Genomic DNA, 21165 nt, shown 5'->3' with positions numbered 1-21165 from the left:
CCATCGGGGGGACTCCCCCGGGTCTCAGCCGCAGATGGCGCCGTTCGCCGCGGAGCCGACGAGCTTGGCGTACTTCCCGAGGACCCCGGTGGTGTAGCGCGGGGGCAGCGGCTGCCAGCCCTGGCGGCGCCGGGCGAGCTCGTCGTCGTCGACCAGCAGGTCCAGCGTGCGGGTGGTCAGGTCCAGCCGGATCCGGTCGCCGTCGCGGACGAACGCGATCGGGCCGCCGTCGGTGGCCTCGGGCGCGACGTGCCCGACGCACAGGCCGGTGGTCCCGCCGGAGAAGCGGCCGTCGGTGAGCAGCAGGACGTCCTTGCCCAGGCCCGCGCCCTTGATGGCGCCGGTGACGGCGAGCATCTCGCGCATGCCCGGCCCGCCGCGCGGCCCCTCGTAGCGGATGACGACGACGTCGCCGCTCTGCAGCGTGCCCTCGGTGACGGCGTCCATGGCGCCCTGCTCGCCGTCGAAGACCCGCGCGGTGCCCTCGAAGACCTCGGCGTCGAAGCCGGCCGACTTGACCACGGCCCCCTCGGGCGAGAGCGAGCCGCGCAGGATGGTCAGCCCGCCCGTCTTGTGGATCGGGTTCTCCATCGCGTGCACGATCGTGCCGTCGAGGTCCGGCGGGGCGATCTCGGCGAGGTTCTCGGCCATGGTCTTGCCGGTCACGGTGAGCGCGTCGCCGTGCAGCAGGCCGGCGTCGAGCAGGGCCCGCAGCACCACCGGGACGCCGCCGACGCGGTCGATGTCGGTCATGACGAACCGGCCGAACGGCTTGACGTCGGCCAGGTGCGGGGTGCGGTCGCCGATCCGGTTGAAGTCGTCGAGCGTGAGGTCGACCTGCGCCTCGTGCGCGATGGCCAGCAGGTGCAGCACGGCGTTGGTGGAGCCGCCGAGCGCCATGACGACGGTGATGGCGTTCTCGAACGCCTCCCGGGTCATGATCTGGCGGGCGGTGATGCCCTTGCGCAGCAGGTTGACCACGGCCTCGCCGGAGGCGACGGCGAACGCGTCGCGGCGGCTGTCGGGGGCCGGCGGGGCGGCACTGCCGGGCAGCGCCATGCCGAGCGCCTCGGCCACGCTGGCCATGGTGTTGGCGGTGTACATGCCTCCGCAGGAGCCCATGCCGGGGCAGGCGGCCCGCTCGACGGCGGCGAGCTCGTCCTGGGTGATCAGCCCGCGGGCGCAGGCGCCGACGGCCTCGAAGACGTCGATGATCGTGAGGTCGTCGCGGTCGCCGAGCTTCCCGGGCAGCGTCGAGCCGGAGTAGAGGAACACGCTCGCGAGGTCCAGTCGCGCGGCGGCCATGAGCATCCCGGGCAGCGACTTGTCGCAGCCGGCGAGCAGCACCGAGCCGTCGAGCCGCTCGGCGAACATGACCGTCTCCACCGAGTCGGCGATGACCTCGCGGCTGACCAGCGAGGCGCGCATGCCCTCGTGGCCCATCGAGATGCCGTCGGAGACGGAGATCGTGCCGAACTCCAGCGGGAACCCGCCGGCGGCGTGCACGCCCTCCTTCGCCCGCTTGGCCAGCCGGTCGAGGGAGAGGTTGCAGGGGGTGATCTCGTTCCAGGACGAGGCGACGCCGATCTGCGGCTTCTCCCAGTCGTCGTCGCCCATGCCGACGGCGCGCAGCATCGCGCGGGCCGGGGCCCGGGTGATGCCGTCGGTCACCTCGCGGCTGCGCGGCTTGACGTCGGCGGTGGTGCGGGGCTCGTCCACGGTGGTCACGGACGACGAGGGTAGGCGCGTTCGGGGGGCCGTCCCAGATGCCGCTGATACTGGTACCGCCACCACCACCGAGGAGGAGCGCTGTTCGCCACCGCCCGTCGTGAACTCGCCGACTTCCTGCGCTCCCGGCGCGCCCAGCTCGACCCGCGCGACACCGGGCTGCCGGCCGGGGGCGCGCGACGCACGCCGGGGCTGCGCCGCGAGGAGGTCGCGCTGCTCTCGGGCGTGAGCTCCACCTGGTACACGTGGCTGGAGCAGGGCCGCGACATCCGGCCCTCCCGGCAGGTGGTCGACGCGCTGGCCGCCACCCTGCGCATGACGCCGGCCGAGCACGGCTACGTGCTGCGGCTGACCGGCCACGGCGGCGCCGCCCCCGGCGACCCGGGCGACGGCATGCCCGGCCACGTGCAGCGGCTGCTCGACGCGCTGGGCCCCTCCCCCGCCTACGCCATCACCGCCGACTGGACGATCGCCGGCTGGAACCGCGCCTACGAGCGGCTCTACCCCGGCGTGGCCGCCGTCGCCCCGGACCGGCGCAACCTGCTGGAGCTGGTCTTCACCGACCCGGCCGTACGGGCGCTGCTCGGCGACTGGGACACCGACAGCCGCCGGTTCCTCGCCCAGTTCCGCGCCGAGGTGGGGCCGCGGCTGGCCGACCCGCCGGTGGTCGACCTGGTCACCCGGCTCGAGGCGGCGAGCCCCGCGTTCCGCGCCGGCTGGGCCAGCCACGACGTCGACCGGTTCACCTCCGCCGAGCGGCGCTTCGAGCACCCGGAGGTCGGCACGCTGCTGCTCGAGCACCACCAGCTCGCGCCGGCCGACGCGCCGGGTCTGCAGGTCGTCGTCTACACCGCGGCCGCGGGCAGCGAGACCGCCGCGCGGCTGGCCCGGCTCGCCGGCCCGGCCGCCGGTCAGGCCGCCGGTCAGGCCGCCGGGGGCTGAGGCACCTCGAAGCGGCCGCCGGACCAGCCGGCCAGCCGCGGCAGGTCGCGGGCGCGCAGCACCGGCAGCCGCACCTCGCCGCCGCCGCGGGTGACCAGCCGCAGCCGCGCGTTGCGCACGACGCGGATCCCGGCCAGGTCGTCCCACGCCACGCGGCGCTGCCCGAGCACGCCGCGGGTGGTGATGGCCTCGTCGTCGACGTCGACGCCCACCCGCAGCACCCACACCGCGGCGGCCAGCGGCAGCAGGAGGACGAGCGCGGCCCACGGGGAGGCCGCGGCGAAGGGCAGCACGCAGACGGCCAGGAAGACGACGGGGACGAGGGCGACCCGGCTCAGCCGCATCCGCGCATGGACAGCCACGTCCGCCGATGATCCCTCAGTAGTCGCCGACGACGTCGGTCAGCGGCTCGCCGGCCAGCACCCGCCGCAGCTGGGCGAGGACGGTCTCCTGCGCGCGGGCCCGCGTCTGCGGCACCGCGCCGCCCACGTGCGGGGTGAGCAGCAGCCCCGGCGCCGTCCACAGCGGGTGGCCCTCGGGCAGCGGCTCGGGCTCGGTGACGTCGAGGGCGGCGCGCAGCCGGCCGGAGGTGAGCTCGGCGACCAGCGCGTCGGTGTCCACGACCACCCCGCGGGCGGCGTTGACCAGCAGCGCGCCGTCCGGCATGGCGGCGAGGAACGCGGCGTCGACCATGCCGGTGGTCTCGGCGGTGACCGGCACGATGAGCACGACGACGTCGGCCGACGGCAGCAGGTCCGGCAGCTCGTCGGTGCCGTGGACGCCGTCGCGGGCGGTGCGGCCGACGTAGGTGAGCTCGGCGTCGAAGCCGGACATCATCGCGCCGATCCGGCGGGCGATGTCGCCGGCGCCGACGACGAGCACCCGCGCGCCGACCAGCGAGCGGTGGGTGCCGGGCGCCCAGCGGCCGGCGTCCTGCGCGCGGACGAACTCCGGCAGGCCGCGCTGTGCGGCGAGGGTGGCGGCGAGCACCCACTCCGCCGTCGACGGGGTGTGCGCGCCACGGGCGTTGCACAGCACGACGCCGTCGGGCAGCCGGCCGGTGAACCGCTCGGCGCCGGCGCTGAGCAGCTGCACCAGGCGCAGGTCGGGCAGCGCGGCGAGGAACGCCTCGTCCGGCTGCGCGCCGCCGAAGGCCGGCACCCACACGCGCGCGGCCGCGGCCTCGCCCGTGGGCGGGCCGTCGTCGGGGGTGACGTGTGCGCGCACCCGCGGGTCGAGGGCCGCGACGGCGTCGGCCATCTCGCGCGAGGGCACGAGGACGGTCAGCGTCTCGTCGGGGCCGGCGATGTCGGTGCCGCGGATCTCGGGTGCCACGGGGTCCGAGCGTAGGCAGCCGCGCTCCACCCGGCCGCACCGTGCCCGGCCGTACTGTGGGTCGGGTGAGGCGGCAGCGGGGGCGGCGGGCGGCCGGCGCCGCGTGCGCGGTGGCCCTGACCCTGGTCCTCGCCGGCTGCGGCGAGGAGGGCTACGAGCCCAGCGGCCCGTTCCGGCCGCTGCCGGAGGGCGCGCCCCCGGAGGTCGGCCCGCCCACGGAGTCCTCCCCCGCCCCGGCGCCCGGCGACCCCGCCGACCCCGGCTCCGGGCAGGCCGGCGGCGACCCCAACGTCGTCGCGTCCGGGCTCACCGTGCCCACCGGCCTGGTCGTGCTGCCCGACGGCAGCGCCGTGGTCGGCGAGCGGGAGACCGGCCGGCTGCTGCAGGTCTTCCCCGACCGCTCGCCGGCCCGTGAGCTCATGGTGGTGCCGGGCGTCGACACCGGTGGCGACGGCGGCCTGCTCGGCCTCGCGCTCTCCCCGACGTTCGACGAGGACGGGCTGTTCTACGCCTACGTGTCGACGGCGACGGACAACCGCGTCGTCCGCTTCCCGATCGGCGGCACCCCGAACCCGGTGTTCACCGGCATCCCGCGCGGCGAGACGCACAACGGCGGCGGGCTGGCGTTCAGCACCGACGGCACGCTGCTGGTCGGCACCGGCGACACCGGCAACCCGGCGCTCGGGCAAGACCCGGCGTCCCTGGGCGGCAAGGTGCTGCGCATCGACGTCTTCGGGCGGCCGTCCAACGCCGCCGGGCCGGTGTTCAGCAGCGGCTTCGCCGACGTCACCGCGATCTGCCCGACCGCCGACCTGCCCTCGACGATCTACGCCGTCGACGAGTCGGCGGCCGGCCCCGACGAGCTCAACGAGCTCTCGGAGGGCACCGACCACGGCTGGCCGACCGCCGGCGGCGGCACGATCGAGCCGGTGTTCGAGGTGGACAACGCCGCGGGCGGGCTCGGCGGCTGCGCCGCCGTCGGCACCACGGTCTTCCTCGGCACCCTCGACGGGCAGCAGGTGACCGTCGTCCAGGTCGACGGCGAGGGCACCGTGAGCGAGGAGCCCGAGCAGCTGCTCACCGGGCGCTACGGCCGGCTGCGCACCGTCGTCCTCGACGGCGAGGGCGCGCTGTGGATCACCACGTCGAACCGAGACGGGATCGGCGCGCCCGCCGAGGACGACGACAAGGTGCTGCGCATCCTGCCGCCGTCCTCGACCGGCAACTCGCCGTTGTAGCGGCCCGCGGTGCCGTGCCCGGTGGCGGGCCCCGGAGGGGTCCCCGGCGGGTGCGGCGGACGGGCTCAGCGCACGTCGGGGACGGCACGTGGCCGCGGTGCGGTCCGGTAGGACCGCAGTGTCATCGCACGCGCTCCTCGAGCATCCGGCGAACGGTCGCGGCGTCGGCCTGGCCGCGGGTGGTCTTCATGACCGCGCCCACGAGCGCGCCGAGCGCCTGGACCTTCCCGCCGCGCACCTTCTCCACGACGTCCGGCGCGCCGGCGATCGCGGCCTCGACGGCGGCGACCAGCTCGTCGGACTCCCCCATCACCGCCAGGCCGCGGGCCTCGACGACGGCGCGCGGGTCGCCCTCGCCGGCCAGCACGCCGTCGAGCGCCTGGCGGGCCAGCTTGTCGTTGATCGTGCCCTCGGCGACCAGCGCGGTCAGCTCGGCGACCTGGGCCGGGGTGACGGCGAGGTCGGCCAGCTCGACGCCGGCGTCGTTGGCCCGGCGCGCCAGCTCCCCCAGCCACCACTTGCGGGCGTCGGCCGGCGTGGCCCCGGCGGCGACGGTCTGCTCGACCAGCCCGAGCGCCCCGGCGTTGACCAGCCAGGTCAGCTCGGTGGCCGACAGGCCCCACTCCTCCTGCAGCCGGCGGCGGCGGGCGGCGGGCAGCTCGGGCAGGCCGGCCGCCAGCTTCTCGATCCACTCGGCGTCGGGCGCGAGCGGCACGAGGTCGGGCTCGGGGAAGTACCGGTAGTCGGTGGCCTCCTCCTTGCTCCGCCCGGACGAGGTGCTGCCGGTGTCCTCGTGGAAGTGCCGGGTCTCCTGCACGACCCGCCCGCCCGCGTCGAGGACGGCGGCCTGGCGGCGCATCTCGTAGCGCACCGAACGCTCCACCGACCGCAGCGAGTTGACGTTCTTGGTCTCGGTGCGGGTCCCCCACTCCAGGCTGCCGATCGGCGCGAGCGAGGTGTTGACGTCGCAGCGCAGGCTGCCCTGCTCCATCCGGACGTCGGAGGCGCCGAGCGCCTGGATGATCTCGCGCAGCTCGGTCACGTAGGCGCGGGCGACCTCGGGGGCCTTCGCACCGGCGCCGGCGACCGGGCGGGTGACGATCTCGACCAGCGGGATGCCGGCGCGGTTGAAGTCGACCAGCGAGTGGTCGGCGCCGTGGATGCGGCCGGTGGCGCCGCCGACGTGCAGGTTCTTGCCGGTGTCCTCCTCGAGGTGCACCCGCTCGATCTCCACGCGGTAGGTCTCGCCGTCGACCTCGACGTCGAGGTGCCCGGCGGTGCACAGCGGCTCGTCGTACTGGCTGGTCTGGAAGCCCTTCGGGATGTCCGGGTAGAAGTAGTTCTTCCGGGCGAAGCGCGACCAGGACGCGATCCGGCAGCCCAGCGCGAGGCCGATGCGGATCGTCGACTCGACGGCGGCGGCGTTGGCCACCGGCAGCGAGCCGGGCAGGCCGAGGCACACCGGGCAGGTCTGCGTGTTGGGCTCGGCGCCGAAGGTGGTCGCGCAGCCGCAGAACATCTTCGACTCGGTGCCCAGCTCGACGTGGGTCTCCAGGCCGATGACCGGCTCGTACCGGGTGAGGACGTCGTCGAACTCGACCAGGGTCTCGCTGCGGGTCTCGCTCACGGGGTGGGGTCTCCCTTCGGGGCGGTGCTGCGCCCGGTCAGCCAGGCGCCGACGCCGGTCAGCAGCCCCAGGACGATGAAGACGGCGAACACCGCGCGGCCGGTGGTCAGCCAGAGCACGAGCCCGGCGAGGACGACGAACGCGGTCAGGCCCCAGGCGGCCTTGAGGGCGCCGTTCACGCGGCACGCTCCGCGAGGCGGTCGGTGAGCGGCGCGCCCTGGGCGGCCTCGACGGCGGCGGCGACGCGGTAGCAGCGGTCGTCGGCCAGCGCGGGCGCCATCACCTGCAGGCCCACCGGCAGGCCGTCGGACAGGCCGCACGGCACCGAGATCGCCGGGACGCCGGCGAGGCTCGCCGGCAGGGTGCACAGGTCGGCGGCGTACATGGCCAGCGGGTCGTCGACGCGGGCGCCGATCGACCAGGCCACGGTCGGGCTGGTGGGGCTGACCAGGACGTCGACGCCGCCGTCGAACGCGGCGGTGAAGTCGCGGGTGATCAGCGTGCGCACCTTCTGCGCCTGCCCGTAGTAGGCGTCGTAGTAGCCGGCCGACAGCGCGTAGGTGCCGAGGATGATCCGGCGCTTCACCTCGGGGCCGAAGCCCTGCTCGCGGGTGAGCGCCATGACCTCGTCGACGTCGCGGCTGCCGTCGTCGCCCACGCGGATGCCGAACCGCATGCCCTCGAAGCGGGCCAGGTTCGACGACGCCTCGCTCGGCGCGATCAGGTAGTACGCGGGCAGCGCCAGCCCGAACGACGGGCAGGTCACCTCGCGCACCTCGGCGCCGGCGGCCTCCAGCAGCGCGACCGCCTCGGCGAACCGGTCGAGCACGCCCTGCTCGTAGCCCTCGCGGGCGCCCTCGCCGCCGAGCTCCCGGACGACGCCGACGCGCAGGCCGGCCAGGTCGCCGGTGGCGCCGCGGCGGGCCGCCTCGACGACGGTGGGGACGGGCGCGTCGATGCTCGTGGAGTCGCGCGGGTCGTGGCCGCCGATGGCCTCGTGCAGCAGGGCGGCGTCCATGACCGTGCGGGCCATCGGGCCGGCCTGGTCGAGGCTCGAGGAGAAGGCGATGAGGCCGTAGCGCGACACCGAGCCGTAGGTCGGCTTGTGCCCGACGAGCCCGGTGACGGCGGCCGGCTGCCGGATCGAGCCGCCGGTGTCGGTGCCGAGCGCGAGCGGCGCGAGCCGGCCGGCGACCGCGGCGCTCGACCCACCCGAGGAGCCGCCGGGGATCCGGTCGTGGTCCCAGGGGTTGCGGGTGGGCCGGTAGGCGGAGTTCTCGGTGGAGGACCCCATGGCGAACTCGTCCATGTTGGTCTTGCCGAGCAGCACCGTGCCGGCCTCCTGCAGCCGGGTGGCGACGGTGGCCGAGTACGGCGGGCGCCAGCCCTCGAGGATCCGCGAGCCGCTGGTGGTGGGCACGCCCTCGGTGACGAAGACGTCCTTGAGCGCCACGGGGATGCCGGCCAGGCCGGTGCCGGCGGCGCCGGAGGCGTCGATCTCGGCGGCGCGGGCGAGCGCGGCGTCGTCGTCGACGAAGAGGTAGGCGCCGAGGGCGCCGTCCTCGGCGGCGATCCGGTCGAGGTGCGCGCGGGTGACCTCGACGGCGGAGGTCTCGCCGGCGGACAGCGCCGCCTGCAGCTCGACGGCGGTCAGGGCGGTGAGGTCGCTCACTCCTCCTCCCCCAGGATGCGTGGGACGCGGAAGCGGTCGTCCTCGGCGGCGGGGGCGCCGGCCAGGACGACGTCGCGGGGCAGGCTCGGCGTGGCGACGTCGGGCCGCAGGACGTTGGTCAGCGGGACGGCGTGCGTGGTGGGGGCGACGTCGCCGGCGTCGGCGCGCTGCACCTGGGCCACCGCGTCGAGCACCGCCCCGAGCTGGCCGGCGAAGCGGTCGAGCTCCTCGTCGGTGACGGCGAGCCGGGCCAGTCGCGCGAGGTGCGCGATGTCCTGGCGGCCGAGGGCGGGCGTCGCCCCGCGGTCGGGGGTGGACTCGGTGCTCATGCTGGGGCGGGACTCCTGTCGTCGGCGCCGCGCCGGCGCCAGGGACGCAACCCGCTCAGCCTACGCGGCGGCGCCCGGGCCGCTCCGACCGCCGAGGGGACGCATCCCACGCCCCGGTCCCCGCGTCGCACCTCGACCCGGGACCCGGCCATGGGGGAAGCTGCCTACTCGATCGACGCGGATCGTCCTGCACCTCGATGTCGTCAGCGGAGGAACCGTGTCCTATCTCCTGCGCCTGGTGGTCCCCGACCGGCCCGGCCTGCTGGGTGCCGTGGCGACCGCGCTGGGCACCGCGGGGATCGACATCGTCTCCGTCGACGTGCTCGAGCGCGGGGGCGGCGTGGCCGTCGACGACATCGTCGTCGACCTGCCGCCCGACCGGCTGCCCGACAGCCTGATCACCGCCGCGCAGGCGGTGCCCGGCGTGCAGGTGGAGTCATTGCGGCCCTTCGCCGGGCCGCTGGACACCCACCGCGAGCTCGACCTGCTCGAGGCGCTGGCGCGGGCGGCCGAGGGCACCGCGGTGAAGCTGCTGGCCGCCGAGATGCCGCGGGTGTTCCACGCCGGGTGGGCAGCCGTGCTGCAGGCCTCCGGCGACGGCTCGGCCGTGGTGCTCGCCGCCTCCGACGCCGCGCCCGCGCTGGAGGGCATGGCGCTGCCGTGGCTGCCGCTGTCCTCGCCGCTGCTGCTGCCCAGCGAGGACGACTGGGTGCCTGAGCGCTGGCAGGAGATGGCGATCGAGATGATGGCCGCCCCCTTCGGCGCCCCCGACACGGCCGTGCTGCTGGGCCGGTCCGGCGGGCCGGCGTTCCGCCGGTCGGAGCTGCTGCGGCTCACACACTTGACGGGCATCGCGACGTCGGTCGCCCACCTGCCACCGGTCTGACCTGCGGGTTCGTCCGTCCACAGAGGTTGTTCGGGTCTCGGTTCGAACGTATGATCGAAGGCGTGACGACGGTCCTGCCCGCTCCCGCCGGGGCGCCTGCCGCGGGGTGGGCGTCCGGGCCGCTGGGGTCAGTGCAGGCGTGTGATCGGGAGGTGTCGCGGCAGGCGGCGCTGCGGTACCGGGCTGTGGCGGCGTTCGCGCTCTCCCGGCCGTCGTCGGTGGATCGGCCGCAGGGCACGCGCGGGGCGATGGCGGCGGAGCGGTGGGCGGCGCGGCCGGAGCTGCTGCGCTCGGTGAGCGAGTGGGCCACCCAGGAGCTGTGCGTGGCGCTGTCGCTCACCTCGAACGCCGCCGAGGCGCTGCTGGTGCGGTCGCTGACGCTGGTCCACCGGCTACCGGCCACCCTCGACGCGCTCGAGGCCGGTGCCGTCCACGCCGGGCACGTGGCCGCGCTGCTCGACCACGTCGCGCCGGTCGCCGACGACACGGTGCGCGCCGCGCTGGAGCGGGACCTGCTCGCCTGGTCCGCCCGCCGCGGCGCGGTGTGCACGCCGGCGCAGTTGCGCGACAAGGCCCGCCGCGAGGTGCTCAAGCGCAAGGCCCGGTCCGCGGCCGACGACCTCGCGCGCGCCATCACGCGCCGCGGCCTCTCGTGCCGGCCCGATTCCTGCGACGGCATGGCGGTCGTCTCCGCCCTGCTCACGACGCCCGAGGCCGCGGCGCTCATGGCCGCGCTGGGCGCCTACGCCGACGCCCTGCCCGACGACGGCCGCACGCGGGGCCAGAAGATGGCCGACGCCCTGCTCGACCTGGTGCTGCGGCCCGGGGAGAACGGGCTGTCGCCGGTGCAGGTGGTGCTCACCGTGGTCGCCCCGATCGGCGCGCTGCTCGGTGGTGACCAGCCGTGCGAGATCGACGGCCAGGTCGTCCCGGCCGAGGTCGTCCGCGCCCTGCTCGCCGCCCTCACCGGCGCCCGCGTCACCGCCTCCGACGCCACCGCGGCCGAGGACAGCGCCACCGAGGATGCCCCGGCACCCGCCGAGGACACCGCCGTCGAGGACACCGCCGAGCAGGACCCCGCCGAGCAGGACCCCGCCGAGCAGGACCTCGCCGGCGCGAACCCCGCAGGGGCCACCGCACCGAGCGCCGCCACCACCGCGGACGACACCGATCCCCCGGAGCCGACCACCTCCGGCACCGCCACCGCCGGCGTCAGCCTGGTCAAGGGCGAGGACCCGCTGCGCGGCCTGAGCGACGCCGCCATCGCCCAGCACATCGCCGAACTGGAGGCCGACGCCGCCTGGTGGGCCGGGATCGAACGCCGCGTCGCCACCGGCGAGCTCTACGCCGACCTCGACCCCGCGCTCGATGACGACCCCGGGCCACCGCCCGGATGGTCACCACCCCGGGGCGACCTCGATCCCGACGACCGGGCCGACCACGACCCAGACCTACCGCCCGACCGCCCCGGCCCACCCGAGCCCGACGGCTGGTGGGCCCGCGCCGATGACGCCGTGAGCGACGCCAGTGCCGCGCTGCTCGACGCCGAGCGGGCGATCGGTCGTGCCCGTCGCCTGGTGGCCACCGCCGAACGCGCCGACGCGAGTGACGAGGGCGCCTGGGCGCACGGCCCGGCCGGCCGCGTGACCGCAGCGGCCGACGCGATCACCGCCCTGGCGCGAGCCACCGACGCCACCCGAGCGGAGCTCGCCGACCTGCTCGGACGCACCGCCGGCGGCGGCCTCGCCGACCGGCCCCGCATCGCCGTCACCCACGCCCTCACCGGCGCCCTGCTGGCCCTCACCGACCTGCCCGGCCTCCGCCGCGCCACTCGCGCCGGGACCGGCCTGCACGCACCCGCCGGGACCGACGGCTACCGGCCCGGCGCCGCCCTCGACCGGCACGTCCGCGCCCGCGACCGCCGCTGCCGCTTCCCCGGCTGCCGCCGCCCCGTCCCGAGAAAGGGCGAACTCGACCACGCCACCCCCTGGCCGGCCGGACCCACCTCCGCCGCCAACCTGACCGGCTTCTGCACCGGCCACCACCGCGGCAAGCACCAGGCCCCCGGCTGGACGCACACGCTGCAGCCCGACGGCACCCTCACCGTCACCACCCCCAGCGGCCTCACCGCGAGCACGGAGCCGCCGCCCTGGTGAGGGAGCCGAAAAGGCTCGCACCCCGCCCCGGCGCGGGGGCACGGTGACCGGTATGGCCGTCGACCACTTCGCCGGGCCCGTCGCCGAGCACTACGACGAGTCCTCCGCCGCGATGTCCGCGCCCGCGGTGGTCGATCCGGCGGTCGACCTGGCCGGCGACGGCGCCGCGCTCGAGTTCGGCATCGGCACCGGCCGGCTCGCCCTCCCGCTCAGCGCACGCGGCGTCCCCGTGCACGGCATCGACCTCTCCCCCGACATGCTCGCCCGGCTGCGCGCCGAGCCCAGCGCCGAGCGGATCGGCGTCACGGTCGGCGGCTTCGCCACCACCCGGGTCGAGGGCACCTTCCCTCCGGTCTACCTGGTCGTCAACACGGTGATGAACCTGACCAGCCAGGACGAACAGGTCGCCTGCTTCGCCAACGCCGCGCGCCACCTGGGCCGGGCGGGCACGTCGTCGTCGAGGTCGGCGTCCCGGACCTGCAACGGCTCCCGCCCGGCGAGCGCGCCCGCCCGTTCTCCGTCTCGGCCGACCGGCTGGGCGTCGACGAGTACGACGTCGCCGAGCAGCGCCTCGTCTCGCACCACTGGACGCTCACCGGCGGCCGCCCCGAGGCGCGGTCCATCCCGTTCCGCTACGTGTGGCCCGCCGAGCTCGACCTCATGGCGCGGCTCGCCGGCCTCGTGCCCGCGGGCCGCTGGGCGGACTGGCACCGCCGGCCCTTCACCTCGGACAGCCGCGCGCACGTCTCCGCGTGGCGGAAGCCGGGGGAAGGGCCGGAGGAACCGGGGGTCAGCCGCGCGGCGAGGTGACCTTGTCCGCGCTGATCCGCACCATCAAGCGCACCTGGTCCCGGCCGCCGAACCACGGGTACGGCCCGCCGATGTAGCGCTGCGCGAGCTCGTCGATGTGCTCGCGCGCGCCCTCCTCGGTCACCTCGACCACACGGCCGCGCACCTCGAAGTAGCGGCTCGGGTCGTCGGGGTCGGCCACGTTGAGCGACACCCGCGGGTCCCGCTCGACGTTGCGCACCTTCTGGTGGCCCCGGACGGTGTTGATCAGGACGTCGCGCCCGTCGGTGTCGACCCACGTCTGGGTCAGCTGCGGCGACCCGTCGGGCATCAGCGTCGCGAGGAAGCAGGGGCTGGGACGGCGGAGCAGGTCGAGCAGGGCGTCGGGCAGCGACACGCGGGGTCCTTCCGGAGCGGGTGGGCCCCGCCCCTACCCCCGCACCGGGCCTCCCCGAACGCGCGCGGACGGCGGACAGGTCACTCCGCCGCCGGCTCGCTCCCGTCGCCGATCGTGGCCACCGCGCGCGCCGCCTCCGGCCCCTCGTCGAGCAGCACCCGCAGGCCGTCGTCGTCGAGGACCGGCGCCTTCACCTGCACGGCCTTGTCGTACTTGCTGCCCGGGTCGGCGCCGACCACCACGAACCCGGTCTTCTTCGACACCGAGCCGGTCACCTTCCCGCCGCGCTCCTGCACCGCGGCGATCGCCTGGTCGCGGGACAGGTCGCGCAGCGAGCCCGTGATCACCACGGTGACCCCGGTGAGCGGCCCGGGCGGGGCGTCCTCCCCCGCGTCGGCCAGCCGCACGCCCGCGCGCCGCCACTTCTCCACGACGCCGAGGTGCCAGTCGACGGCGAACCAGTCGCGCACCGAGCGGGCGATCGTCGGCCCGACCCCGTCGGCCGCGGCCAGCTCCTCCTCCGAGGCGGCCATGATCCGGTCGAGCGAGCGGAAGTCGCGGGCCAGCGCCTGCGCCGCCGTGGGGCCCACGTGCCGGATCGACAGCGCGACCAGCACCCGCCACAGCGGCACGTCCTTGCGGGCCTGCAGGTTGGTGAGCAGCCGCTGCCCGTTCGCCGAGAGGCTGCCGTCCTTCTTGGTGAAGAAGGCGGTGCGGCGGAGCGCGTCCTCGGTCAGGTCGAAGACGTCGCCCTCGTCCTCCAGCAGGTGCTCGGCGAGCAGCGCGATCGCCGCCTCGTAGCCGAGCACCTCGATGTCGAAGGCCCCGCGCCCGGCCACGTGGAAGACGCGCTCCCGCAGCTGCGCGGGACACGAGCGGGCGTTCGGGCAGCGGATGTCGGCGTCGCCCTCCTTCTCGTGCCGCAGCTCGGTGCCGCACTCCGGGCAGTGCGTGGGCATCTCGAACTCGCGCTCGTCGCCGGTGCGCGCGGCGACCACCGGCCCGAGGATCTCCGGGATCACGTCGCCGGCCTTGCGCAGGACGACGGTGTCGCCGATGAGCACGCCCTTGCGCCGCACCTCGCTGGCGTTGTGCAGCGTGGCCAGCTGCACCGTGGACCCGGCCACCTTCACCGGCTCCATGTACCCGAATGGCGTCACCCGCCCGGTGCGCCCGACGTTCACCCGGATGTCGAGGAGCTTGGTCGTGGCCTCCTCCGGCGGGTACTTGAACGCGATCGCCCAGCGCGGCGCCCGCGCCGTCGACCCGAGCCGCCGCTGCAGCGACACCTGGTCGACCTTGACGACGACGCCGTCGATCTCGTGCTCCACCGAGTGGCGCTGCTCGCGGTACCGCTCGACGTAGGCCCACACCGCCTCGAGGTCGCCGACCACCTCGTAGCGGCTGCTCACCGGCAGCCCCAGCGCGCGCAGCCGCTCGTAGGCCTCCGACTGCCGCTCCGGCTCGAAGCCGCGCCGCGCGCCCAGCCCGTGCACGACCAGCCGCAGCGGCCGGGACGCGGTGATCCGCGGGTCCTTCTGCCGCAGCGAGCCCGCGGCGGCGTTGCGCGGGTTGGCGAACGGCGCCTTGCCCTGCTCGACCATCCCGGCGTTCACGTCGGCGAAGCCCTCGATCGGGAAGTAGATCTCCCCGCGCACCTCGAGCAGCTCGGGCAGGTCGTCCCCGGTCAGCTGCTGCGGGACGTCGGCCATCGTGCGGACGTTCGCCGTCACGTCCTCGCCGGTGGTGCCGTCGCCGCGGGTGGCCGCCCGCACCAGCCGGCCGTTCTCGTACACCAGCGCCACCGCGACGCCGTCGACCTTCAGCTCGCACAGCCAGCTCACGCCCGCCCCGGCGTCGCGGGTGACCCGCCCGGCCCACGCCGACAGCTCGTCGCTGTCGAAGACGTTGTCGAGACTCTGCATCCGCTCCAGGTGCTGCACCGGAGCGAAGGTGGCCGTGAACCCGCCGTTGACCTTCTGGCTCGGCGAGTCGGGCGTGACCAGCGCCGGGTGCGCGGCCTCGAGGGCCTTGAGCTCGGCCATCCGCTCGTCGTACTGCCCGTCGCTGACCAGCGGCTCGTCGCGCACGTAGTACGCGAAGGCGTAGCGGTCGAGCTCCTCGGAGAGGTCGCGGTGGCGGGTGCGCGCGTCGTCGGGGACCTGCGTGAGGTCCTCGCGGTCGGCGACCGCGGCGACCTGCGGGGCGTCCAGCTCGGCGTCGGTGCTCACGCCGGAGACGGTATCCGCCGCCTCCGACGGCGAACCGGTCGTTCCCCCGGCCGGGTCGGCGGCGCGGTCACGCGGCCGGGTCACTCCGGCAGGAGGTACCGCGCCGCCTCGCGCACGTGCGTCATCGCCGCCCGGGCGTACGCCGGCGAGGCGCCCGCCAGGCCGCACGACGGGGTGAGCGTCACCGCGGCGTGCAGGTCGTCGGCGGGGAAGCCGAGCTCGCTCCACCACGCCCGCAGCCGCGACGCCGTCGCCTTGGCCTGCGGGAGCGCGCTGTCGGTGCCGGGGACGACGCCGGGCAGCAGGTGCACGCCCGCGTCGACGGCGGTGCCGAGCGCGTCGAGGTCCTGCACCAGGCCCAGGTCGAACGACAGGGCGGCGGCACCGGCCGCGCGCAGCAGGTCCAGCGGCACCCGCGGCGCGCAGCAGTGCACGACCACCGGCCCGGGCAGCGCGCCGACGACGGACCCGAGCTCCGCCTCGACGTCGGGCGCGGCCACCGCGGGCAGCCGGCCGAAGCCGCTCGCCGTCGGCAGGGCGCCCTGCAGCACCGCGGGCAGCGACGGCTCGTCGAGCTGCACGACGACCTGCGCGCCGGGCACCCGGGCGCGCACCGCGGCCACGTGCGCGGCGATGCCCTCGGCCAGCGACTGGCCCAGGTCGCGCCGGGCGCCCGGGTCGACGACGGCCCGCTCCCCGCGCTCGCGCTCCAGCGAGGCGGCCAGCGTCCACGGGCCCGCGGCCTGCACCTTGAACGGCCCGGAGTGGCCCTCGGCGACGTCGTGCAGGGCGTCGAGGTCCCGGGCCAGCAGCTCCTGCGCCCGGCGCAGGTCCACGCCCCCGCGCGGCACCAGCCGCCAGCCGGCCGGCGTCAGGTCGACGGCGAGGTCGACCAGCAGCGCGGCGCTGCGCCCCACCAGGTCGGCGCCGGGCCCGCGGGCCGGCAGCTCGGGCAGGTGCGGCAGGCCGGGCAGCTCGCCGAGCACCACCCGCAGCGCCTCGGCCGGGTCGGTCCCGGGCACCGACCCCACGCCGGTGGCCCCGCCCCAGGTCAGCGGCTCGCTCACGAGCGGACCGTCCCCTGGCCGAGCACCAGGTCACCGCGCACCGGGTCGGGCGCGTACAGCACCGCCGACTGCCCGGGCGCCACCCCGCGCTGCGCGTCCGCCAGCGCGAGCACCAGCCCGCCGTCGGGCGCCGCGGTGACCTCGCAGGCCACCGGGGCGGAGTGCGCCCGCAGCTGCACCTCGGCGCGCAGCGGCAGCACCGGCGGCTCCCCCGTCCAGGTGGGCGGCGCCGTGCGGACGACGTCGACCCCGGCCAGCTCCGCCGTCCCGACCGTCACCGTGCGGGTGACCGGCTCGATCGACAGCACGTACCGCGGCCGCTGGTCGCCCACGGCGATCCCGAGGCCCCGCCGCTGGCCCACGGTGAACCCGTGGGTGCCCTCGTGCGTGCCCACGGTCGCCCCGGTGGCGGCGTCCACGACGGGGCCGGGCGCCGACCCGAGCCGGCGGGTGAGGAAGCCGCGGGTGTCGCCGTCGGGGATGAAGCAGATGTCGTGCGAGTCCGGCTTGGTGGCGACGGCGAACCCGCGCTCGGCGGCGATCGCGCGCACCCGCTCCTTGGTCATCGACCCGAGCGGGAACCGGGCGCCGGCGAGCTGCCCGGGCGTGAGCACGCCGAGCACGTAGGACTGGTCCTTGGCCGCGTCGACCGAGCGCCGCAGCCGGCCGTCCTCCAGCCGCGCGTGGTGGCCGGTGACGACGGCGTCGAAGCCCAGCGCGAGCGCCCGGTCGAGCACCGCGGTGAACTTGATCCGCTCGTTGCAGCGCAGGCACGGGTTGGGCGTGCGGCCGGCGGCGTACTCGGCCACGAAGTCGTCGACGACGTCCTCGGTGAACCGCTCGGCGAGGTCCCACACGTAGAACGGGATGCCGAGCTCGTCGGCGACCCGGCGGGCGTCGTGGGCGTCCTCGACGCTGCAGCAGCCGCGGGCGCCGCTGCGCAGCGTCTGCCGGTCGGGCGAGAGCGCCAGGTGCACGCCGGTGACGTCGTGGCCGGCGTCGACGGCCAGCGCGGCCGCGACCGCCGAGTCCACGCCCCCGCTCATGGCGGCGAGGACGCGCATCAGCGGCCCATCCCCGCGCGGCGGGCGCGCTCGACCACCGGGGCGATGACGGCCAGCAGCGCGTCGACGTCGTCGTCCGTGCTCGGCGAGCCCAGGCTGAACCGCAGCGAGCTGCGCGCCCGGTCGGCCTGCGCGCCGACGGCGGTGAGCACGTGGCTGGGCCGGGCGACGCCGGCGCTGCACGCCGAGCCGGTGGAGCACTCGATGCCGCGGGCGTCGAGCAGCATGAGCAGCGCGTCGCCCTCGGCGCCGGGGAAGGACAGGTGCGCGTTGCCCGGCAGCCGCCCGGGCCCGCCGGCCACGACGTCGTCGAGCGGGGGGCCGTTGAGCTGCGCGTCGGGCACCTGCTCGAGCACCCCGGCCACCAGCCGGTCGCGCAGCGCCGCCAGCCGGGCGGCCCGCTCGGGGCGCGCGGCGACGGCGGTGGTGGCCGCGACGGCGAGACCGACGATCGCCGGCACGTCGAGGGTCCCGGAGCGGACGTCGCGCTCCTGGCCGCCGCCGTGCAGCAGCGGCACGCACTCGGCGTCGCGGCGCAGCAGCAGGGCGCCGGCGCCCATCGGCCCGCCGAGCTTGTGCCCGGTGAGGGTGAGCGCGTCGACGCCGCTGGCACCGAAGTCGACCGGCACCTGACCCACGGCCTGCACCGCGTCGGTGTGCAGCGGGACGCCGACGGCGTGCGCCACCTCGGCCAGCGCGGCGACGTCGCTGACGGTGCCGATCTCGTTGTTGGCCCACATCACGCTCGCGACCGCGACGTCGGTGCCGTCGCCGAGCGCGTCGGCCAGCGCGTCGGGCGTGACCCGGCCGGTGGGCTCCAGCCGCAGCCAGGTGACCTCGGCGCCGTCGTGCTTGGCCAGCCACTCGGCGCTGTCGAGGACGGCGTGGTGCTCGGCCGGGCTGACCACGAGCCGGCGACGGCGCTGGTCGGCGTCCCGCCGCGCCCAGTACAGGCCCTTGACCGCGAGGTTGTCGCTCTCGGTGCCGCCGCCGGTGAACAGCACCTCCGACGGCCGGGCGCCCACGGCCTCGGCGAGGCGCTCACGGCCCTGCTCGGCGGCCCGCCGGGCGGCGCGGCCGCTCGCGTGCAGCGACGAGGCGTTGCCGACCCGGCCCCACTGCTCGGTCATGGCGGCCAGCACCTCGGGGAGCACCGGCGTGGTGGCCGCGTGGTCGAGGTAGGTCACCGGCCCAGGTTAGTCGCGCACGACGGATCCGCCGCCGGCGCGACCGTGCGCCCGGCCACCCGGGCGGTCAGCAGCGCCGGGACGGTCAGGACGGCGACCGCGGCCAACACGGCCGGCCACAGCGGCCCCCCGGCGTCGGCGGCGCCGGCCACCAGCACGCCCGAGAGCCCGACGCAGATCGCCGACGCGGTGGCGTCGGAGATCTGCAGCGCGGCGGAGTTGGCCCCGCGCTCGGCCTCCGGCGACTGGTCGAGCAGCAGCACCCCGACGCTGGGCATGCCGAGCCCCATCCCGACCCCGGCGAGCCCCCACGTCAGGTAGGCCGGCCAGCCGCCCAGGGCGGGGACCGCGACGGTGGCCGTGGCGGCCACGCCGACGGTGAGCACCAGGGCCCCCAGCCGGAGCACCCGCTGCCGGGGGACGTCGGGCCGCCGGCCCTGCAGCTGGGCGGCGACCACCCAGCCGACCGCGCCCGCGGTCAGCGGCAGCCCGGCGGTGGCCGCGCTCCACCCGTGCTGCTCGGTCAGCACGAACGGCAGCAGGGCGTCCATGCCGAAGAAGGCCCCGGCCAGCAGCCCGCGGGAGGCGACGACGGCGGGGATGCCGCGGCGGGCGCGCACGGTGCCGCGCGGCAGCAGCCGGCGCAGGCCCGCGGCGAGGGCGGCCGCCCCGAGGACGGCGATGCCGGCGGCGGCGAGGTCGAGCCGTTGCGCGGCGTACTGCAGCGCGGCGATGCCGGCACCGGCCAGCAGCGCCCACCCGGCCCGGCTCCGCCACGGCGCCGCGTCCGCGGGCGGGGTCCCGCCGGGCGCCCCGGTGAGGAGCAGCACCAGGCCGGCCGCGACCAGCGGCACCAGCCCGAGGAAGACCGCCCGCCAGCCGACGTGCGTGGTCAGCAGCCCGGCCGCGAGCGGCCCGAGCAGCGCCGGCAGCACCCAGCCCGCGGCGAACGCGCCGAACAGGCTGGGGCGCAGCCGGGAGTCGTAGGCCTGCCCGGCGACGACGTAGAGCAGCACGATGACCACCCCGGCGCCCAGTCCCTGCACGGCGCGGCCGAGGACGAGCACGGCCATGTGCTGCGCGAGGCCGGCGACGACCAGGCCGGCGGCGAACACCACCACGCCCGCGAGGACGCCCGGTCCCGGGGGACGGCGGTCCCCCACCTCGCCGCCGACCACCATGCCGACGACCGAGGTCACCAGGAACGCGCTGAACGTCCACGCGTACCAGGCGACGCCGTCGAGCTCGGCGACCGCGCGCGGCATCGCCGTCCCGACCGCCATCGCCTCGAAGGCGACCAGGGTGACCAGCGTCAGCAGGCCGACCGTCGTCCGCCGGTGCGCGGCGTCCCAGATGCTCGCCGTCGCCACGTCCCGCCCGCCCACCGGTCCCCCTGTCCCTCTACGAGTGCCCCGAACGCCGACGGGCGCCGACCCCCGGGAGGGGGTCGGCGCCCACGGAACGCGATGGAACGGCCTCCCTGCGGGGTCCCGCGGCGAGCTCGCGAGCCGTGGGGGGCAGGGAGGTCCTTCGTCAGCCCTTGCGGACCTTGATGAGCTCGGTGGCCTGCGGGGCGACCTGGAACAGGTCGCCGACGACGCCGAAGTCGGCCAGCTCGAAGATCGGGGCCTCGGGGTCCTTGTTGACGGCCACGATGGTCTTCGAGGTCTGCATCCCGGCGCGGTGCTGGATCGCACCGGAGATGCCGACGGCGATGTAGAGCTGCGGCGAGACGGTCTTGCCGGTCTGCCCGACCTGGAAGCTGTGCGGGTAGAAGCCGGAGTCGACGGCGGCGCGCGAGGCACCGACGGCGGCGCCGAGCGAGTCGGCCAGCGCCTCGATGATCGAGAAGTTCTCCGCGCTGGCCACGCCGCGGCCGCCGGAGACGACGATCGAGGCCTCGGTCAGCTCGGGGCGGTTGCTCTTCTGCTCGACGACCTTGTCGACGACGCGGGTGAGCTTGGCCTGCTCGGAGAGCTGTACCTGGACCGGGACCTCCTCACCGGCGGCCGGCGCCGGCTCGGGGGCGACGGAGTTGCCGCGCAGCGTGTAGATGGGCGTCCCGACGGTGACCTTCGAGTGCACGATCTGCGCGCCGGCGAAGACCACCTGGGTGGCGGTGCCGTCGGCGGCGATCTCGGTGACGTCGGTCAGGAAGCCGCTGCCGGTCTTGAGCGCGAGCCGGCCGGCGACCTCCCGGCCCTCCGGGGAGGACGGGATGACGACGGCGGCCGGCGAGACCTGCTGCACCAGCTGGGCCAGCACCTCGGCCTTGGGGGCGACGAGGAACTCGTCGATCTCCGGGGACTCGGCGACGTAGACCTTCGCCGCGCCGTACTGGGCGAGCTGCTCGCGGGTGCCGCCGAGGACACCGGGGCCGCCGGCGACGACCGCCGAGACCTCACCGAGTGCCCGCGCGGCGGTGAGCGCCTCGAGGGTGCCCTTGCGGACGGTGCCGTCGGCCGGGTTCAGCTCGACGAGGACCAGGACCTCTGCCATGGATGTTCAGTCTCCTCT

Annotated in this window: 19 protein-coding genes and 1 pseudogene; 5 read left to right on the top strand and 15 right to left on the bottom strand. The window is 76.3% G+C overall.

Features of this window, described 5'->3' with window-relative positions:
• Positions 1-24: 24 nt before the first annotated feature.
• Positions 25-1728 (bottom strand): dihydroxy-acid dehydratase, encoded by a 1704-nt coding sequence (ilvD, locus tag BUE37_RS18430; protein ID WP_073421761.1) that lies wholly within the window; start codon positions 1726-1728, stop codon positions 25-27.
• A gap of 81 nt (positions 1729-1809) precedes the next feature.
• Here ilvD and BUE37_RS18425 point away from each other — a divergent pair, with 81 nt between their 5' ends.
• On the top strand, positions 1810-2670 hold the full coding sequence (locus BUE37_RS18425; RefSeq protein WP_073421760.1) for a helix-turn-helix transcriptional regulator: 861 nt from the start codon (positions 1810-1812) through the stop codon (positions 2668-2670).
• Here the strand turns inward: BUE37_RS18425 and BUE37_RS18420 are convergent.
• Together BUE37_RS18420 and BUE37_RS18415 are read right to left on the bottom strand one after the other, a co-directional pair.
• The gene (locus tag BUE37_RS18420; RefSeq protein ID WP_073421759.1) at positions 2652-3032 is read right to left on the bottom strand and encodes a PH domain-containing protein; all 381 of its coding nucleotides are present in this window, start codon (positions 3030-3032) and stop codon (positions 2652-2654) included. The two genes, BUE37_RS18425 and BUE37_RS18420, sit on opposite strands and share 19 nt — an antisense overlap.
• Positions 3033-3048: 16 nt before the next feature.
• A complete protein-coding gene (locus tag BUE37_RS18415) occupies positions 3049-4005 on the bottom strand; it encodes a 2-hydroxyacid dehydrogenase (protein WP_245794721.1) in 957 nt (318 codons plus the stop codon).
• 65 nt (positions 4006-4070) lie between these two features.
• On the opposite strand from BUE37_RS18415, the gene BUE37_RS18410 reads away from it, so the two are divergent.
• Complete coding sequence (locus BUE37_RS18410; RefSeq protein ID WP_083628845.1) at positions 4071-5243, top strand: PQQ-dependent sugar dehydrogenase; 1173 nt, start codon at positions 4071-4073, stop codon at positions 5241-5243.
• Positions 5244-5364: 121 nt separating this feature from the next.
• On the opposite strand, the gene gatB is transcribed toward BUE37_RS18410, so the two are convergent.
• From gatB to gatC, 4 genes are read right to left on the bottom strand one after another with little or no spacing between them, the layout of a single operon-like run.
• A complete protein-coding gene (gene gatB, locus BUE37_RS18405; protein WP_073421757.1) occupies positions 5365-6870 on the bottom strand; it encodes an Asp-tRNA(Asn)/Glu-tRNA(Gln) amidotransferase subunit GatB in 1506 nt (501 codons plus the stop codon).
• Complete coding sequence (locus BUE37_RS18400; protein WP_073421756.1) at positions 6867-7049, bottom strand: hypothetical protein; 183 nt, start codon at positions 7047-7049, stop codon at positions 6867-6869. Before BUE37_RS18400 ends, gatB begins: the two co-directional genes overlap by 4 nt.
• Positions 7046-8542, bottom strand: coding sequence for an Asp-tRNA(Asn)/Glu-tRNA(Gln) amidotransferase subunit GatA (gene gatA / locus BUE37_RS18395; protein WP_073421755.1), 1497 nt, complete (start codon positions 8540-8542; stop codon positions 7046-7048). Before gatA ends, BUE37_RS18400 begins: the two co-directional genes overlap by 4 nt.
• On the bottom strand, positions 8539-8871 hold the full coding sequence (gatC, locus tag BUE37_RS18390; RefSeq protein WP_073421754.1) for an Asp-tRNA(Asn)/Glu-tRNA(Gln) amidotransferase subunit GatC: 333 nt from the start codon (positions 8869-8871) through the stop codon (positions 8539-8541). The genes gatA and gatC overlap by 4 nt, the downstream gene beginning before the upstream one ends.
• A 217-nt stretch (positions 8872-9088) precedes the next feature.
• On the opposite strand from gatC, the gene BUE37_RS18385 reads away from it, so the two are divergent.
• The 3 genes and pseudogenes from BUE37_RS18385 to BUE37_RS25020 all read left to right on the top strand — a co-directional run.
• Positions 9089-9757: an ACT domain-containing protein gene (locus BUE37_RS18385; RefSeq protein WP_073421753.1), complete on the top strand. Its 669-nt coding sequence runs from the start codon at positions 9089-9091 to the stop codon at positions 9755-9757.
• Between the two features lie 62 nt (positions 9758-9819).
• Complete coding sequence (locus BUE37_RS18380) at positions 9820-11913, top strand: HNH endonuclease signature motif containing protein (RefSeq protein ID WP_245794719.1); 2094 nt, start codon at positions 9820-9822, stop codon at positions 11911-11913.
• 52 nt (positions 11914-11965) lie between these two features.
• Positions 11966-12301: pseudogene (locus BUE37_RS25020) on the top strand (class I SAM-dependent methyltransferase); the annotation flags it as partial.
• Here BUE37_RS25020 and BUE37_RS24240 read toward each other — a convergent pair.
• From BUE37_RS24240 to BUE37_RS18340, 8 genes are all read right to left on the bottom strand, one after another.
• Entirely contained in the window at positions 12268-12495 is a 228-nt protein-coding gene (locus BUE37_RS24240; protein ID WP_217651297.1) for a hypothetical protein, read from the bottom strand. The pseudogene BUE37_RS25020 and the gene BUE37_RS24240 overlap by 34 nt on opposite strands.
• Before the next feature lie 208 nt (positions 12496-12703).
• Positions 12704-13099, bottom strand: coding sequence for a PPOX class F420-dependent oxidoreductase (locus BUE37_RS18370; RefSeq protein WP_073421751.1), 396 nt, complete (start codon positions 13097-13099; stop codon positions 12704-12706).
• Between the two features lie 80 nt (positions 13100-13179).
• A complete protein-coding gene (gene ligA / locus BUE37_RS18365) occupies positions 13180-15330 on the bottom strand; it encodes an NAD-dependent DNA ligase LigA (RefSeq protein ID WP_073421750.1) in 2151 nt (716 codons plus the stop codon).
• An 80-nt stretch (positions 15331-15410) separates the two neighbouring features.
• On the bottom strand, positions 15411-16397 hold the full coding sequence (locus BUE37_RS18360) for a uroporphyrinogen decarboxylase/cobalamine-independent methonine synthase family protein (RefSeq protein ID WP_073421749.1): 987 nt from the start codon (positions 16395-16397) through the stop codon (positions 15411-15413).
• Entirely contained in the window at positions 16394-17461 is a 1068-nt protein-coding gene (mnmA, locus tag BUE37_RS18355) for a tRNA 2-thiouridine(34) synthase MnmA (protein ID WP_073421748.1), read from the bottom strand. The genes BUE37_RS18360 and mnmA overlap by 4 nt, the downstream gene beginning before the upstream one ends.
• Positions 17461-18648: a cysteine desulfurase family protein gene (locus tag BUE37_RS18350; protein ID WP_073421747.1), complete on the bottom strand. Its 1188-nt coding sequence runs from the start codon at positions 18646-18648 to the stop codon at positions 17461-17463. The genes mnmA and BUE37_RS18350 overlap by 1 nt, the downstream gene beginning before the upstream one ends.
• Complete coding sequence (locus BUE37_RS18345; protein WP_073421746.1) at positions 18645-20033, bottom strand: MFS transporter; 1389 nt, start codon at positions 20031-20033, stop codon at positions 18645-18647. The genes BUE37_RS18350 and BUE37_RS18345 overlap by 4 nt, the downstream gene beginning before the upstream one ends.
• Before the next feature lie 148 nt (positions 20034-20181).
• Entirely contained in the window at positions 20182-21147 is a 966-nt protein-coding gene (locus BUE37_RS18340; RefSeq protein WP_073421745.1) for an electron transfer flavoprotein subunit alpha/FixB family protein, read from the bottom strand.
• Positions 21148-21165 lie beyond the last annotated feature (18 nt).

The sequence above is a fragment of the Geodermatophilus nigrescens genome (assembly GCF_900129495.1).
GTDB classification, from domain to species: domain Bacteria; phylum Actinomycetota; class Actinomycetes; order Mycobacteriales; family Geodermatophilaceae; genus Geodermatophilus; species Geodermatophilus nigrescens.
Note: the sequence above shows the minus strand (reverse complement) of the source record. Positions and strands in the feature narration are given on the sequence as shown.